We start from the raw sequence: 14,850 nt of genomic DNA, 5'->3' as shown, positions 1-14,850 counted from the left end.
CGCGGCCCGACCGCATCCGCCGAGCCGGCCGGGCCGTGGGGTCCCGGCCGGCTCAGCCGCGTTCGTCCAGGCGGTAGACGCGCCGGGCGTTGTCCGCCGCGACCAGGGCGGCGACCCGCTCGGCGTCCCGCCAGGACCAGGCCCCGTCGCCGACCCAGCCGCCCAGCACCCTGCTCAGCGCCTCCCGGAACACCAGGGCGCCCACCGCGTGCAGTTCGGGCAGCCGCCGCCCGCCGCTGGAGAACAGCAGCTTCCCGAAGGGGGCGAGCTCCAGCAGTTCGGCGAGCACGCCCGCGGCCCGGGCCCCGCTGCGCCCGAGGGCGGCGCCCAGGTCGGCGTGGACGTGCGGGAAGGCGGCCGCGAGCTGCGCGGTACGGCGGTGGTACGGGTACCCGCCGAGCAGCACGATCCGGCTGCCCCGCCCCGCGGTGGCCCGTACGAACTCGGCCAGCTGCGCCGGATCGGCCCGCTCCGGCCGCTCCCCCGGCTCCACCGCGCCCGTGTGCAGCTGGAGCGGCAACCCGGTGGCCACCGCGCTCCACAGCAGGTGCCGCAGCAGGACGGGGTCGCGTACGGGCCAGCCCTTGGAGCGTGCCGCCAGCCACTGCCCGGCGGCCGCCCCCACCTCGCCCGGGTCGGGCGGGCCGGGGGCGTCGGCGACGGCGGCCGGATATCCCGCGTCGGGGCCGCAGGTGAAGGCCACGGCGCCGGCGGCGGCGTGGTGGAGCGCCTCGGCGAGGTTGGCGAGGAAGGCGGCCACGGTGCCGGAGGTGTCGGCGACCTGCTCGGCGAGCAGCTCCGGCCGGACGAGTTCAAAGGCCTCGGCGTCCCCCGCGAGGGCCAGCTCCTTGGGCCCGGCCAGGTCCCCGGGTACGCCCGTGTCGACCAGGTGGGCGGCGATGCCCGCGCCGCGCAGCAGCCTGCGCCGGGCTTCGAACGGGCCGAGCTCGCGCCGCCGGGCCAGGTAGCGGGCCGGGGCGCAGTGCGGCTCCAGGCCGAGGAGCGGCGCGCACCAGCGGCGCACGGCGAAGCCGGCCTGGGTGTCGAAGAAGGTCGTCCCGGCGGCGGGCGGTCCGGCCGCGGGGGCCAGTTCGGCCTCGAAGGTGCCGAGGCCCAGCTCGTGGCGGAGCACTCCGTGGCAGTACTGGTCCACCAGGGGCGGCGTTTCGATCATCCGGGCATCCCGTTTGCGGACGTGAGGAAGGGGCTTCCACACGTCCTAACGGGTGAGCGGGGTGCGAGGTGTTGCTCGCGCTGTTGACCGAGCGGCCACCGGGGCGGGCGTCAGGCCGCCGGGCGGGTGTCGAGGCCGCCGGGCGGGTGTCGAGGCCGCCGGGCGGGTGTCGAGGCCGCCGGGCCGGGCGTCAGGCCCCCGGGCCGGGCGTCAGGCCGCCGGGTTGTCCGCGCCGCCGAGCTGGATGCCCGCCATCCGGGTCCACTCGTACGGGCCGGTCTTCACGCGGGCGGCGAGCTCGCCGTCGAACTCCTCGTGGAGGGTCAGGCCGGCCTTCTCCGCGGCCAGCCGGGCCACCTCGTACGTGGAGGCCACCAGGTCGCCCCAGCCGCCGTCCGTACCCACGAGCACGATCCGGGTGCCGGCCTGGCCGATGTGCGCGAGCTGGCCCTCGGCGCCGCCGTGCTGCCGCGCGAAGGCGCCGATCTGCTTGGCGAGCTTGGCGGCCGCCCGCTCCTGCTTCTTGTCCGCGGCGTCCGCGGCGGTGGTGTCTGCCATGGAAAGCATGCTACCGGCGAGTAATCAGCGGAGGAAGGGATCCACGGCCACCGCCACGAAGAGCAGCGACACGTAGGTGATCGACCAGTGGAACAGGCGCATCTCCTTGAGCTTCGCGCCCGTGACCCCGGCCTTGGCCCGGGCGTGCAGCGCGTGCGCCTCCCACAGCCACCAGCCGCCGGCCGCCAGCGCGACCGCCGTGTAGAACCAGCCGGTGTACCCCAGCGGGGTCAGCAGCAGCGAGACGGCGACCATGACCCAGCTGTAGAGGACGATCTGCCGCGCCACGGCCCGGTTGCCCGCGACGACCGGCAGCATCGGCACGCCGACGCGCGCGTAGTCCTCCTTCACCTTCATGGACAGCGGCCAGTAGTGCGGCGGCGTCCAGAAGAAGATGACGAGGAAGAGGATGACGGCGGCCCAGGAAACCTCGTTGCGGACCGAGGACCAGCCGATGAGCACCGGCATGCAGCCGGCGATGCCGCCCCAGACGATGTTCTGGGCGGTGCGCCGCTTCAACAGCATCGTGTAGATGACGACGTAGAAGAGGAGCGCACCGAGCGCGAGCGCGGCGGACAGCCAGTTGACGAGCAGTCCGAACCACACGGTGGACACGACGCCGAGGGTGATGCCGAAGACGAGGCACTCGCGCGGGCTCACCATGCCGGTCACCAGCGGGCGCTGCGACGTGCGGTCCATCAGCGCGTCGATGTCCCGGTCGATGTACATGTTCAGCGCATTGGCCCCGCCGGCGGACAAATAGCCGCCGAAGCAGGTCGCGAGAACCAGCCACAGCGAGGGCACGCCCTGCTCGGCCAGGAACATGACCGGCACTGTGGTGATCAGCAGAAGTTCGATGATTCGCGGCTTGGTCAAAGCCACGAAAGCCTTCGCACGGGCCCCGAACGGCCGGTGGCCGGGGCTCGTCCCGAGCACCCCCGCTGGACGGGATTCGACGGCCGTCACGCACACCCCTGACAGAGAATCCAGCAAGCTCCGGACGGGTGGTCCGGAGCTTGCGCGTACCACGCCACTTTAGACGTTGCGCTTGCGTCGCCCCGCGCGGGGGTCGCCTCGTGTTGGTCCGATCGGAGTCCGCGACGTTGTGACGGACTGCGTGCACTCGAATAGCTGCACGCCGCAGCGGGGGTAGGCTCGGAATCGCGCCGGTGCACCGTTCGTCACCGGGAACAGACATGTGGAGAGGAGCCCTGACCCACGGTGAGCACCAAGCCGACGACCACAGAGCTCGAATGGACCGAACTGGACCAGCGGGCCGTCGACACCGCCCGCATCCTGGCCGCCGACGCGGTCCAGAAGGTCGGTAACGGCCACCCCGGCACGGCCATGAGCCTCGCCCCCGCCGCGTACACGCTCTTCCAGAAGGTGATGCGGCACGACCCGGCGGACCCGGAATGGGTCGGCCGTGACCGTTTCGTGCTTTCCGCGGGTCACTCCTCCCTGACCCTCTACACCCAGCTCTACCTCGGCGGCTTCGGTCTGGAGCTGGACGACCTCAAGGCGTTCCGCACCTGGGGCTCGAAGACCCCGGGCCACCCGGAGTACGGCCACACGGCCGGCGTCGAGACCACCACCGGCCCGCTCGGCCAGGGCGTCGCCAACGCGGTGGGCATGGCCATGGCCGCCCGCTACGAGCGCGGCCTGTTCGACCCGGAGGCCGCCCCGGGCACCTCCCCGTTCGACCACATGGTCTACTGCATCGCCGGTGACGGCTGCCTGCAGGAGGGCATCTCCGCCGAGGCCTCCTCCCTCGCGGGCCACCAGAAGCTCGGCAACCTGGTGCTGCTGTGGGACGACAACCACATCTCCATCGAGGGCGACACCGAGACGGCCGTCTCCGAGGACACCCTCAAGCGCTACGAGGCGTACGGCTGGCACGTCCAGCGCATCGCCCAGCAGCCCAACGGCGACCTCGACCCCAAGGCCCTGTTCGAGGCCCTGGCCGCCGCCAAGGCCGAGACCGAGCGCCCCTCCTTCATCGCGATGCGCTCGATCATCGCCTGGCCGGCCCCGCACGCCCAGGGCACCGAGGCCTCGCACGGCTCGGCCCTCGGCGACGACGAGGTCGCGGCCACCAAGCGCGTCCTCGGCTTCGACCCGGAGCAGACCTTCGAGGTCTCCGACGAGGTCATCGCCCACACCCGCAAGGCCCTCGACCGCGGCCGCGAGGCCAAGGCCGCCTGGGAGAAGGACTTCTCCGCCTGGCGCACCGCCAACGCCGAGCGCGCCGCCGCCTTCGACCGCATCCAGGCCAACGAGCTGCCCGAGGGCTGGGAGGACAAGCTGCCCGTCTTCGAGCCCGGCACCGGCGTCGCCACCCGCGCGGCCTCCGGCAAGGTGCTCCAGGCGCTCGGCGCGGTCATCCCGGAGCTGTGGGGCGGCTCGGCCGACCTGGCCGGCTCCAACAACACCACCATCGACAAGAACTCCTCGTTCCTGCCGAAGGGCAACCCGCTGCCGGAGGCCGACCCGTACGGCCGCACCGTGCACTACGGCATCCGCGAGCACTCCATGGCCGCGGCCATGAACGGCATCGCCCTGCACGGCCACACCCGTATCTACGGCGGCACCTTCCTGGTGTTCTCCGACTACATGCGCAACGCCGTGCGCCTGTCGGCCCTGATGCACCTGCCGGTGACGTACGTGTGGACGCACGACTCCATCGGCCTCGGCGAGGACGGCCCGACGCACCAGCCCGTCGAGCACCTGGCCTCGCTGCGCGCCATCCCGGGCCTGAACGTGGTCCGCCCGGCCGACGCCAACGAGACCGCCGTCGCCTGGCGCGAGATCCTGCGCCGCCACACCAAGGTCTTCGGCAAGGGCGCCCCGCACGGCCTGGCGCTGACCCGCCAGGGCGTGCCGACGTACGAGCGCAACGACGACGCGGCCAAGGGCGGCTACGTGCTGTTCGAGGCGACGGGCCCCCAGGGCGAGACCGCTGACGCGCAGGTCGTCCTCATCGGCACCGGCTCCGAGGTCCAGCTCGCCGTCGCCGCGCGCGAGGCGCTGCAGGCCGAGGGCATCCCGGCCCGGGTCGTCTCGATGCCGTCCGTCGAGTGGTTCGAGGAGCAGGACCAGGCGTACAAGGACAGCGTCCTGCCGCCGTCGGTGAAGGCGCGCGTCGCGGTCGAGGCCGGCATCGGCCTGACCTGGCACCGCTACGTCGGCGACGCGGGCCGGATCGTCTCGCTGGAGCACTTCGGTGCGTCGGCCGATGCGAAGGTCCTCTTCCGCGAGTTCGGCTTCACCGCCGAGGCCGTGACCGCCGCCGCCAAGGAATCCCTCGAAGCCGCCGCGCGCTGACGCCGGTACGCAACCAAGTAGGAGATGCAATTCCCATGACAGACGCACTCAAGCGCCTCTCCGACGAGGGCGTGGCGATCTGGCTGGACGACCTGTCCCGCAAGCGCATCACGTCGGGCAACCTGGCCGAGCTCATCGACCAGTCCCACGTGGTCGGTGTCACCACCAACCCGTCGATCTTCCAGAAGGCGATCAGCAGCGGTGACGGCTACGAGCAGCAGCTCGCCGACCTCGCCGCCCGCAAGGTCACCGTCGACGAGGCCATCCGCATGATCACGACGGCCGACGTCCGCGACGCCGCCGACATCCTGCGCCCGGTCTTCGACCGCACCGACGGCCAGGACGGCCGCGTGTCGATCGAGGTCGACCCGCGCCTGGCCCACGACACGGTGGCGACGATCGCCGAGGCCAAGCAGCTCGCCTGGCTGGTGGACCGCCCGAACACGCTGATCAAGATCCCGGCGACCAAGGCCGGCCTGCCGGCGATCGCCGAGGTCATCGGCAAGGGCATCAGCGTCAACGTCACGCTGATTTTCTCGCTGGAGCGCTACCGCGCGGTGATGGACGCGTACCTGACGGGTCTGGAGAAGGCCAGGGCCGCGGGCCTGGACCTGTCCGAGATCCACTCGGTCGCCTCCTTCTTCGTGTCCCGCGTGGACACCGAGATCGACAAGCGCCTCGACGCCCTCGGCACCGCCGAGGCCAAGGCCCTGAAGGGCAAGGCGGCCCTCGCCAACGCCCGACTGGCCTACGAGGCGTACGAGGAGGTCTTCTCCTCCGACCGCTGGGCCGCCCTGGAGCGCCTCGGCGCCAACAAGCAGCGCCCGCTGTGGGCCTCGACCGGCGTCAAGGACCCGGCGTACAAGGACACCCTGTACGTGGTCGACCTGGTCGCCCCGAACACGGTGAACACCATGCCGGAGGCCACCCTGGAGGCCACCGCCGACCACGGCGAGGTCACGGGCGACACCGTGCGCGGCACCTACGAGCAGGCGCGCGCCGAGCTCGATGCGGTCGCGAAGCTGGGCATCTCGTACGACGATGTGGTTCAGCTGCTCGAGGACGAGGGCGTCGAGAAGTTCGAGGCGTCCTGGAACGACCTGCTGAAGTCGACCGAGGCGGAGCTTGAGCGCCTCGCCCCCACGGAAGGCTGAGTGCGCCTTGCTTGTTAACGGAGCGAACCCGCTTCGTGACGCACAGGACCGACGGCTCCCGCGCATCGCGGGGCCGTCCGGCCTGGTCATTTTCGGCGTTACGGGTGACCTGTCGCGCAAGAAGCTGATGCCCGCGGTGTACGACCTGGCCAACCGCGGCCTGCTTCCGCCGGGCTTCTCGCTGATCGGCTTCGCCCGCCGGGAGTGGGAGCACGAGGACTTCGCCCAGGAGGTGTACGAGGCCGTCAAGGAGCACTCGCGCACCCCGTTCCGCGAGGAGGTCTGGCAGCAGCTGGTGCAGGGCTGCCGGTTCGTGCAGGGCGACTTCGACGACGACCAGGCGTTCGAGACGCTGAAGGCGACGATCGAGGAGCTCGACAAGCAGCAGGGAACGGGCGGCAACTTCGCCTTCTACCTGTCCGTCCCGCCGAAGTTCTTCCCCAAGGTGGTCCAGCAGCTCAAGGACCACGGTCTGGCGCAGAAGCCCGGCTCCTGGCGGCGTGCCGTCATCGAGAAGCCCTTCGGGCACGACCTGAAGAGCGCGCAGGAGCTGAACCAGGTCGTCCACGAGGTCTTCCCCCGGGACGAGGTCTTCCGCATCGACCACTACCTGGGCAAGGAGACCGTCCAGAACATCCTGGCGCTCCGCTTCGCGAACACGATGTTCGAGCCGATCTGGAACCGGTCGTACGTCGACCACGTGCAGATCACTATGGCCGAGGACATCGGCATCGGCGGCCGGGCCGGCTACTACGACGGCATCGGCGCGGCCCGCGACGTCATCCAGAACCACCTGCTGCAGCTGCTCGCGCTGACGGCGATGGAGGAGCCCGGCTCCTTCCACCCCAAGGCCCTGGTGGCGGAGAAGCTGAAGGTGCTCAGCGCCGTCCAGATCCCCGAGGACCTGGGCAAGCACACCGTGCGCGGCCAGTACGCGGCGGCCTGGCAGGGCGGCGAGAAGGTCGTCGGCTACCTCGAAGAGGACGGCATCGACCCCAAGTCGAAGACCGACACCTACGCGGCCATCCGCCTGGAGATCAACAACCGCCGCTGGGCGGGCGTCCCGTTCTACCTGCGCACGGGCAAGCGCCTGGGCCGCCGGGTGACCGAGATCGCGGTCGTCTTCAAGCGGGCCCCGTACCTGCCGTTCGAGTCGGGGGCGACCGAGGAGCTGGGGCAGAACGCCCTGGTCATCCGGGTCCAGCCGGACGAGGGCGTGACGGTCCGCTTCGGCTCCAAGGTCCCGGGCACCTCCATGGAGGTCCGGGACGTGACGATGGACTTCGCGTACGGCGAGTCCTTCACGGAGTCGAGCCCGGAGGCGTACGAGCGGCTGATCCTCGACGTCCTGCTGGGTGACGCGAACCTCTTCCCGCGGCACCAGGAGGTCGAGCTCTCCTGGAACATCCTCGACCCCATCGAGGAGTACTGGGACAAGCACGGCAAGCCCGCGCAGTACCCGGCGGGCACCTGGGGGCCGGTCGAGGCGGACGAGATGCTCGCACGAGACGGACGGAGCTGGCGCCGGCCATGAAGATCGACCTCACGGAGACCACCTCCAGCAAGATCAACTCTGCGCTGGTGCAGGCGCGCCGGGACATTGGCACGCCGGCCATCGGCATGGTGCTCACGCTGGTGATCGTGACCGACGAGGAGAACGCGTACGACGCGCTCAAGTCGGCGAACGACGCATCCCACGAACACCCTTCGCGGATCATCGTCGTCATCAAGCGGGTCAGCCGCTCGCCGCGCAGCCGCCGTGACGCCCGTCTCGACGCGGAAGTCCGCGTCGGGGCGGACGCCGGCAGCGGCGAGACGGTCGTGCTCCGCCTCCACGGTGAACTGGTCAACCACGCCCAGTCGGTGGTTCTCCCGCTGCTCCTGCCGGACGCACCCGTGGTCGTCTGGTGGCCGGAAGGCGCCCCCGCGGACCTGGCGGGCGACCCGCTGGGTGCGCTCGGGCAGCGCCGGATCACCGACACCTACTCCTGCGAGGAGCCCACCGGGGCGCTCGGCGAGCGGGCGGCGACGTACGCGCCCGGCGACACCGACCTGTCCTGGACCCGGATCACGCCGTGGCGCTCCATGCTCGCGGCGGCCCTGGACCAGCAGGCCGTCAAGGTGACCTCGGCGATCGTCGAGGGCGAGGACGAGAACCCGAGCTGCGAACTGCTGGCCATGTGGCTGGCGGACCGGCTCGCCGTTCCCGTCAGGCGCACCCTGTCCTCGGGCCCCGGTCTGACCGCGGTCCGCCTGGAGACCAAGGACGGCGAGATCGTCCTGGACCGGGCGGACGGCCTGCTGGCCACGCTGTCCATGCCGGGCCAGCCCGACCGTGCGGTGGCGCTCAAGCGCCGCGACACGGCCGAGCTGCTGGCGGAGGAGCTGCGCCGGCTGGACCCGGACAACACCTACGCGGAGGCGCTGAAGTTCGGCGTGGCGAAGCTGGAACAGGTGAAGGCGGAGCCGGCGAAGTCGGCGAAGTCGGAGGCGAAGCTGGCTCCGGCCGAGGAGGCGGCTTCGCAGCAGGAGGCCAAGCCGGCTGCGAAGGCGGCGGGCAAGAAGGCGGCCCCGGCCCCGTCCGAGGCCAAGCAGTGACGCAGTGACAGTGACACGGTGACGCCGTGAAGCACCGAGGCCGTCGGCCGGCTCCCTCCCCCTGCGGGGTGCGGGCCGACCGGCGGCCGAGCCATTTCCCGACCAAGAAGGCGGCAACAACATGGGTATGACGACTCCTCAGGTCGTCGTCCACCGGGACAAGGAGCTGATGGCCCAGTCCGCGGCGGCCCGGCTCATCACGAAGATCGTGGACGCGCAGGCCGCCCGGGGCAGCGCCTCGATCGTCCTCACCGGCGGCCGCAACGGCAACGGGCTGCTCGCCGCGCTGGCCGCCGCGCCCGCCCGGGACGCGATCGACTGGGCCCGGCTGGACCTGTGGTGGGGCGACGAGCGGTACGTCCCGGCCGACGACCCCGAGCGCAACCACGTCCAGGCGCGGGAGGCGCTGCTGGACTCCGTACCGGTGGACCCGGCGCGGGTGCACGTGATGCCGGCCTCGGACGGGCCGTACGGGGCCGACGTGGACGCGGCGGCCGAGGCGTACGCGGCGGAGCTGCGCAAGGCCGCCGGGCCGGAGGACCACGGGCCGGTGCCGCGGTTCGACGTGCTGATGCTGGGCGTCGGGCCCGACACGCACGTGGCCTCGCTGTTCCCGGAGCATCCGGCGGCGCGGGAGACCGAGCGGACGGTCGTCGGCGTCCACGGCGCGCCGAAGCCGCCGCCCACCCGTGTCTCCCTCACCTTGCCGGCGATCCGGGCGGCCCGGGAGGTGTGGCTCCTGGCGGCGGGCGAGGACAAGGCGGGCGCGGTGGCCATCGCCCTCGGGGGTGCCGGTGAAGTCCAGGCCCCGGCGGCCGCGGCGTACGGGCGCTCCCGGACCCTGTGGCTCCTGGACCGCGCCGCCGCCGCCAAGCTCCCCCCGGCCCTGTACCCCCCGGCCTCGGCCTGACCCCGCTGTCCCCTGGGCCCGCCCTCCCCGGAGAGCGGGCCCGCTACCGCTGCGCGGAGCCGTTCCCCCACCCCGCCCCTTCTCCCCCAGCTACCGCTGGGAGGTGCCCCCAGAAACGCCTCAAACGCCGGCGGGGCTGGAAAATCCAGCCCGCGCGGCGTTTGAGCGCACCGGGCGCGAAGCGCCCGGGTTTTTCAGCCCCGCCGGCGTGTGAGGCGAACGGGGTCCGGGGCGGAGCCACGGTTTCGGGAAGGGGCGGGGTGGGGAACTGCTCCGCGCAGCGGCGGAGCCCAAGGGCTAGCTGCGTCCGCGCAGGGTGCGGTACGTGGCGACCAGGGCCGCGGTGGAGGCGTCGAGGCCTCCCACCTCGGCCCCCGACACCAGCGCCGGCTCGATCCGCTTGGCGAGCACCTTCCCGAGCTCGACTCCCCACTGGTCGAAGGAGTCGATGTTCCACACCGCCCCCTGGACGAACACCTTGTGCTCGTACAGGGCGATCAGCTGCCCGAGGACCGACGGCGTCAGCTCCGCCGCCAGGACCGTCGTCGTCGGGTGGTTGCCGCGGAAGGTCTTGTGGGGGACCAGCTCCTCCGCCACGCCCTCCGCCCGGACCTCCTCCGCCGTCTTGCCGAAGGCCAGCGCCTGCGTCTGCGCGAAGAAGTTCGCCATCAGCAGGTCGTGCTGCGCGGCCAGTCGCGGCGCGAGCTCCTCCACCGGCCGGGCGAAGCCGATGAAGTCCGCCGGGATCACCTTGGTGCCCTGGTGGATCAACTGGTAGTACGCGTGCTGCCCGTTGGTGCCGGGCGTGCCCCACACCACCGGCCCGGTCTGCCAGTCCACGGGCCGCCCGTCGCGGTCCACGGACTTGCCGTTGGACTCCATGTCCAGCTGCTGCAGGTACGCGGTGAAGCGGGACAGGTAGTGGCTGTAGGGCAGGACGGCATGTGACTGGGCGTCGTGGAAGGCCCCGTACCAGATGCCCAGGAGCCCCATCAGCAGCGGCGCGTTCCGCTCCGCGGGCGCGGTGCGGAAGTGCTCGTCCATCAGCCGGAAGCCGCGCAGGAGTTCGCGGAAGGCGTCCGGTCCGATCGCGATCATCAGGGACAGCCCGATGGCCGAGTCGAAGGAGTAGCGGCCGCCGACCCAGTCCCAGAACCCGAACATGTTGGCCGGGTCGATGCCGAAGCCGGCCACCTTCTCTTCGTTCGTCGACAGGGCGACGAAGTGCCGTGCGACGGCGGCCTGGTCGCCTCCGAGGCCGGCGAGGAGCCATGCGCGCGCCGACTCGGCGTTGGTGATGGTCTCGATGGTGGTGAAGGTCTTGGAGGCGATGATGAACAGCGTCCGCGCCGGGTCGAGGTCGCGGACCGCCTCGTGCAGGTCGGCGCCGTCCACGTTGGAGACGAACCGCACCGTCAGGCCGCGGTCGGTGAAGGCGCGCAGCGCGTCGTAGGCCATGGCCGGGCCGAGGTCGGAGCCGCCGATGCCGATGTTGACGACGTTGGTGATGCGCTCGCCGGTGAAGCCGGTCCACTCCCCCGAGCGGATCCGCTCGCTGAAGTCGGCCATCTTGTCGAGGACCGCGTGCACGGCGGGGACGACGTTCTCCCCGTCGACCTCGATGACGGCGTCGGGCGCCGCCCGCAGGGCGGTGTGCAGGACCGCCCGGTCCTCCGTGGTGTTGATCTTCTCGCCGCGGAACATCGCCTCGCGCAGCCCGGCGACGCCCGTCGCGTCCGCCAGCTCGCGCAGCAGCGTCAGCGTCTCGTCCGTCACGAGGTGCTTGGAGTAGTCGATGTGGAGGTCCCCGACTTCCAGCGTGTACCGCGTGGCCCGCTGCGGATCCGTCTCGAACAGCTCGCGCAGGTGCGTCTGTCCCAGCTCCTCCCGGTGCTTGCCGAGGGCAAGCCATTCGGGGGTCCGGTTGAGCCTCACACGGCCGTCTGCGTTCATCTCGGACATCAACCCGTTTCTTCCGTCCTGTCGTGCCCCGCCGATCACCAACTTAAGGGATGGGAAGGGCCACACCGTACGCAAAGGGGCCCGGCCCGCGGGAGAAGACTCCTGCGGGCCGGGCCCTTGTCACACAGTCACACGGCCGGTCACTTCCGCCGCGTCAGATCTCGCCGCGAAGCTTGGCGAGCGCCTCGGCGAGGATCGCCTCGCCGTCGGCGTCGGTGCGCCGCTCGCGCACGTACGCCAGGTGCGTCTTGTACGGCTCGGTGCGGGGCGGCGCAGGGGGGTTGTCCCGGTCCTGGCCGGCCGGGAATCCGCAGCGCGGGCAGTCCCAGGTGTCGGGGACCTGCGCGTCGCTGGCGAAGCTCGGCTGCGTCTCGTGCCCGTTCGAGCACCAGAAGGAGATGCGCAGGCGGGGCGCGGACTCGCCGCGCTCGGCCTCGCCCATCGGCCCCGCTCCGACCCGGCTACCACGGATCGCGTTGCCACTTGCCACGGTCGTAACTCCCTGCGTGATGGTGCCGCGAAGCGTGAGTGGATTTCCGTCGCGGGCGCCCCAGTCTACGTAAGGCCCAACGCACGTCCAGCAAATGGAGTTACTCACTCCACGCTGTGACGCCGTTCCTCATGATAGGCAGGGCCGGGCCGGCCGGACGGCCCGAATGGCGAGAACCGTGTGCGGGGACGGTCAGCTGCCGGACTTGGTCAGCAGGCCGAGCACGACGATGGACGCGAACCACAGCAGACCGACCACGACGGTGATGCGGTCCAGGTTCCGCTCCGCGACCGAGGAGCCGCCGACGGACGACTGCATGCCGCCGCCGAACATGTCCGAAAGGCCGCCGCCCTTGCCCTTGTGCATCAGCACGAGCAGCATCAGCAGGGCGCTGAAGACGATCAGGGCGATCGAGAACCCGATAACCACGGCTGATTCCTACTTTCTGGCTTCTCTGGCTTTCCGGCTGTGCTGGATGGCGCGGGGGCCAGCGGCTGATGGTTCAGCCCCTGGCCCCCGCAAGGGTACGACGGATCCGCTCCGCCGCATACTCGCTGCCGCGAGCGTGCGCTCTACTGGTCGCGGAACCGGACGATCTTGACGAACTCGTCCGCGTCGAGGGCCGCGCCGCCGATCAGGGCGCCGTCGACGTCGGGCTGGGCCATGATCGCCGCGATGTTGCCGGCCTTGACCGAGCCGCCGTACTGGATGCGGACCTTGTCGGCCAGCTCCTGGGAGTACAGCTCGGCGAGGCGGCCGCGGATCGCCCCGCAGACCTCCTGGGCGTCCTCGGGGGTGGCGACCTCGCCGGTGCCGATCGCCCACACGGGCTCGTACGCGATCACGATGGACTCGACCTGCTCGGCCGGGACGTCCTTCAGTCCGCCGTCGACCTGGGCGAGGGTGTGCGGGACCTGCTCGCCGGCCTTGCGGACGTCCAGGCCCTCGCCGACGCAGAGGATCGGGGTGATCCCGTGCCGGTAGGCGGCCTTGACCTTGGCGTTGCACTGCTCGTCGGACTCGCCGTGGTACTGGCGGCGCTCGCTGTGGCCGACGGCCACGTACGTGCACTTCAGCTTGGACAGCATCGCGCCGGAGATCTCACCGGTGTACGCGCCGGAGTCGTGCGCCGAGAGGTCCTGGGCGCCGTACTTGATCTTCAGCTTGTCGCCGTCGACCAGGGTCTGGACGGAGCGCAGGTCGGTGAAGGGCGGCAGGACCGCGACCTCGACCGCGTCGTAGTCCTTGTCGTTGAGGGCGAAGGCGAGCTTCTGGACGTGCGCGATGGCCTCGAGGTGGTTGAGGTTCATCTTCCAGTTGCCCGCCATGAGCGGGGTACGGGTGGTCATGCGGGTTCAGCCCTCCAGGGCGGCGAGGCCGGGGAGCGTCTTGCCCTCGAGGTATTCGAGGCTGGCGCCACCACCGGTGGAAATGTGGCCGAAGGCGTTCTCGTCGAAGCCCAGGGTGCGGACCGCGGCGGCGCTGTCGCCGCCGCCGACGACGGTGAACGCGTCGGAGTCGACGAGGGCCTGCGCGACGGCGCGGGTGCCGCCGGCGTAGTCGGGGTGCTCGAAGACGCCGACGGGTCCGTTCCAGAAGACGGTCTCCGCGTCCGCGATCTTCGACGCGTACAGCTCACGGGTCTTCGGGCCGATGTCGAGACCCTCCTTGTCGGCGGGGATCTTGTCCGCGTCGACGGTGGTGTACTCGGCCGGGGTCTTGCCCTTGAGGTCGGGGAAGTCCGCGGAGGCGAGGATGTCGACCGGGAGCACCAGCTCGACGCCGCCGGCCTCGGCCCGGGCCATGTACTCCTTGACCTTCTCCACCTGGTCCTTCTGGAGCAGGGAGATGCCGACCTCGTAGCCCTTGGCGTAGAGGAAGGTGTAGGCCATGCCGCCGCCGATCAGGAGGCGGTCGGCCTTGCCGAGGAGCTCGTCGATGACGGCGAGCTTGTCGGAGACCTTGGCGCCGCCCAGGACGACGACGTAGGGCCGCTTGACCTCGGCGGTCAGCTGCTTCAGGACGCCGACCTCGGTGGCGATCAGGTAGCCGGCCACGTGCGGGAGGCGCGCGGGCAGGTCGAAGACCGAGGCGTGCTTGCGGTGGACGGCGCCGAAGCCGTCGCCGACGTAGAGGTCGGCGAGCTCGGCGAGCCGGTCGGCGAAGGCGCCGCGCTCGGCGTCGTCCTTGGAGGTTTCGCCGGCGTTGAAGCGGAGGTTCTCCAGGACGGCGACCCGGCCGTCGGCGAGGGCGGCGACGGTCTCCTTGGCGGAGGAGCCGACGGTGTCCGCCGCGAACGCGACCTCGGCGCCCAGCAGTTCGCCGAGCCGCGCGGCGGCGGGGGCGAGGGAGAAGGCCGGGTCCGGCTCGCCCTTGGGGCGGCCCAGGTGCGAGGCGACGACCACGCGGGCGCCCGCCTCGGCGAGCTTCGCGATGGTCGGCAGGACGGCGCGGATGCGGCCGTCATCGGTGATCTTGCCGTCGGCGAGCGGCACGTTGAGGTCCGCGCGGACGAAGACCCGCTTGCCGGCGACGCCCTCGGCGAGAAGTTCGTCGATCGTCTTCATGTGTTTTTGACTCCTTTGGCGCCCATGTCGGGGCGAAGAACGACAGGAAAGCTACAGGGTCCGTGCGGCGCCTCGTCGCGCTGCCCGGACCCTGTGCTTCACATCGTGGTGTC

General features: G+C 71.4%; 13 protein-coding genes. 5 read left to right on the top strand and 8 right to left on the bottom strand.

Going from position 1 to position 14,850, the window contains the following annotated elements; translation table 11 throughout:
* Positions 1-52: 52 nt before the first annotated feature.
* From ABZ924_RS01520 to ABZ924_RS01510, 3 genes are all read right to left on the bottom strand, one after another.
* Positions 53-1,174: an amidohydrolase family protein gene (locus ABZ924_RS01520; protein WP_361902210.1), complete on the bottom strand. Its 1,122-nt coding sequence runs from the start codon at positions 1,172-1,174 to the stop codon at positions 53-55.
* Positions 1,175-1,384: 210 nt separating this feature from the next.
* Positions 1,385-1,732 carry a hypothetical protein gene (locus ABZ924_RS01515; protein ID WP_361902207.1) on the bottom strand — a complete coding sequence of 116 codons (348 nt, stop codon included), beginning with the start codon at positions 1,730-1,732 and terminating at the stop codon, positions 1,385-1,387.
* Between the two features lie 24 nt (positions 1,733-1,756).
* Positions 1,757-2,704 (bottom strand): heme o synthase, encoded by a 948-nt coding sequence (locus ABZ924_RS01510; protein ID WP_361902392.1) that lies wholly within the window; start codon positions 2,702-2,704, stop codon positions 1,757-1,759.
* Positions 2,705-2,953: 249 nt separating this feature from the next.
* On the opposite strand from ABZ924_RS01510, the gene tkt reads away from it, so the two are divergent.
* From tkt to pgl, 5 genes are all read left to right on the top strand, one after another.
* Complete coding sequence (tkt, locus tag ABZ924_RS01505; RefSeq protein ID WP_361902204.1) at positions 2,954-5,056, top strand: transketolase; 2,103 nt, start codon at positions 2,954-2,956, stop codon at positions 5,054-5,056.
* 35 nt (positions 5,057-5,091) lie between these two features.
* Complete coding sequence (gene tal / locus ABZ924_RS01500; protein WP_361902201.1) at positions 5,092-6,210, top strand: transaldolase; 1,119 nt, start codon at positions 5,092-5,094, stop codon at positions 6,208-6,210.
* Between the two features lie 7 nt (positions 6,211-6,217).
* Positions 6,218-7,744: a glucose-6-phosphate dehydrogenase gene (gene zwf / locus ABZ924_RS01495; RefSeq protein WP_361902198.1), complete on the top strand. Its 1,527-nt coding sequence runs from the start codon at positions 6,218-6,220 to the stop codon at positions 7,742-7,744.
* Positions 7,741-8,808, top strand: coding sequence for a glucose-6-phosphate dehydrogenase assembly protein OpcA (opcA, locus tag ABZ924_RS01490; RefSeq protein WP_361902195.1), 1,068 nt, complete (start codon positions 7,741-7,743; stop codon positions 8,806-8,808). Before zwf ends, opcA begins: the two co-directional genes overlap by 4 nt.
* Before the next feature lie 127 nt (positions 8,809-8,935).
* On the top strand, positions 8,936-9,718 hold the full coding sequence (gene pgl / locus ABZ924_RS01485; RefSeq protein WP_361902192.1) for a 6-phosphogluconolactonase: 783 nt from the start codon (positions 8,936-8,938) through the stop codon (positions 9,716-9,718).
* Positions 9,719-10,015: 297 nt separating this feature from the next.
* Here the strand turns inward: pgl and pgi are convergent, their stop codons facing one another.
* The 5 genes from pgi to ABZ924_RS01460 form a co-directional block, all read right to left on the bottom strand.
* Positions 10,016-11,671 carry a glucose-6-phosphate isomerase gene (pgi, locus tag ABZ924_RS01480; RefSeq protein ID WP_361902389.1) on the bottom strand — a complete coding sequence of 552 codons (1,656 nt, stop codon included), beginning with the start codon at positions 11,669-11,671 and terminating at the stop codon, positions 10,016-10,018.
* 163 nt (positions 11,672-11,834) lie between these two features.
* The gene (locus ABZ924_RS01475; protein ID WP_007263454.1) at positions 11,835-12,170 is read right to left on the bottom strand and encodes an RNA polymerase-binding protein RbpA; all 336 of its coding nucleotides are present in this window, start codon (positions 12,168-12,170) and stop codon (positions 11,835-11,837) included.
* Positions 12,171-12,362: 192 nt separating this feature from the next.
* The gene (secG, locus tag ABZ924_RS01470) at positions 12,363-12,599 is read right to left on the bottom strand and encodes a preprotein translocase subunit SecG (RefSeq protein WP_361902189.1); all 237 of its coding nucleotides are present in this window, start codon (positions 12,597-12,599) and stop codon (positions 12,363-12,365) included.
* A 143-nt stretch (positions 12,600-12,742) separates the two neighbouring features.
* Positions 12,743-13,519: a triose-phosphate isomerase gene (gene tpiA, locus ABZ924_RS01465; RefSeq protein WP_361902186.1), complete on the bottom strand. Its 777-nt coding sequence runs from the start codon at positions 13,517-13,519 to the stop codon at positions 12,743-12,745.
* A gap of 6 nt (positions 13,520-13,525) precedes the next feature.
* On the bottom strand, positions 13,526-14,737 hold the full coding sequence (locus ABZ924_RS01460) for a phosphoglycerate kinase (protein WP_361902184.1): 1,212 nt from the start codon (positions 14,735-14,737) through the stop codon (positions 13,526-13,528).
* Positions 14,738-14,850 lie beyond the last annotated feature (113 nt).

The organism is Streptomyces sp. NPDC046876, assembly GCF_040645035.1.
Lineage (GTDB): Bacteria > Actinomycetota > Actinomycetes > Streptomycetales > Streptomycetaceae > Streptomyces.
This window is presented reverse-complemented; position numbering and strand designations above follow the sequence as displayed.

Bases quoted from the DNA above. Each gene is read 5' to 3' on its own strand.
- opcA (WP_361902195.1), top strand. From the start codon at position 7,741: ATGAAGATCGACCTCACGGAGACCACCTCCAGCAAGATCAACTCTGCG.
- ABZ924_RS01520 (WP_361902210.1), bottom strand. From the start codon at position 1,174: ATGATCGAAACGCCGCCCCTGGTGGACCAGTACTGCCACGGAGTGCTC.
- ABZ924_RS01460 (WP_361902184.1), bottom strand. From the start codon at position 14,737: ATGAAGACGATCGACGAACTTCTCGCCGAGGGCGTCGCCGGCAAGCGG.
- ABZ924_RS01515 (WP_361902207.1), bottom strand. From the start codon at position 1,732: ATGGCAGACACCACCGCCGCGGACGCCGCGGACAAGAAGCAGGAGCGG.
- tpiA (WP_361902186.1), bottom strand. From the start codon at position 13,519: ATGACCACCCGTACCCCGCTCATGGCGGGCAACTGGAAGATGAACCTC.
- pgi (WP_361902389.1), bottom strand. From the start codon at position 11,671: ATGAACGCAGACGGCCGTGTGAGGCTCAACCGGACCCCCGAATGGCTT.
- tal (WP_361902201.1), top strand. From the start codon at position 5,092: ATGACAGACGCACTCAAGCGCCTCTCCGACGAGGGCGTGGCGATCTGG.
- pgl (WP_361902192.1), top strand. From the start codon at position 8,936: ATGACGACTCCTCAGGTCGTCGTCCACCGGGACAAGGAGCTGATGGCC.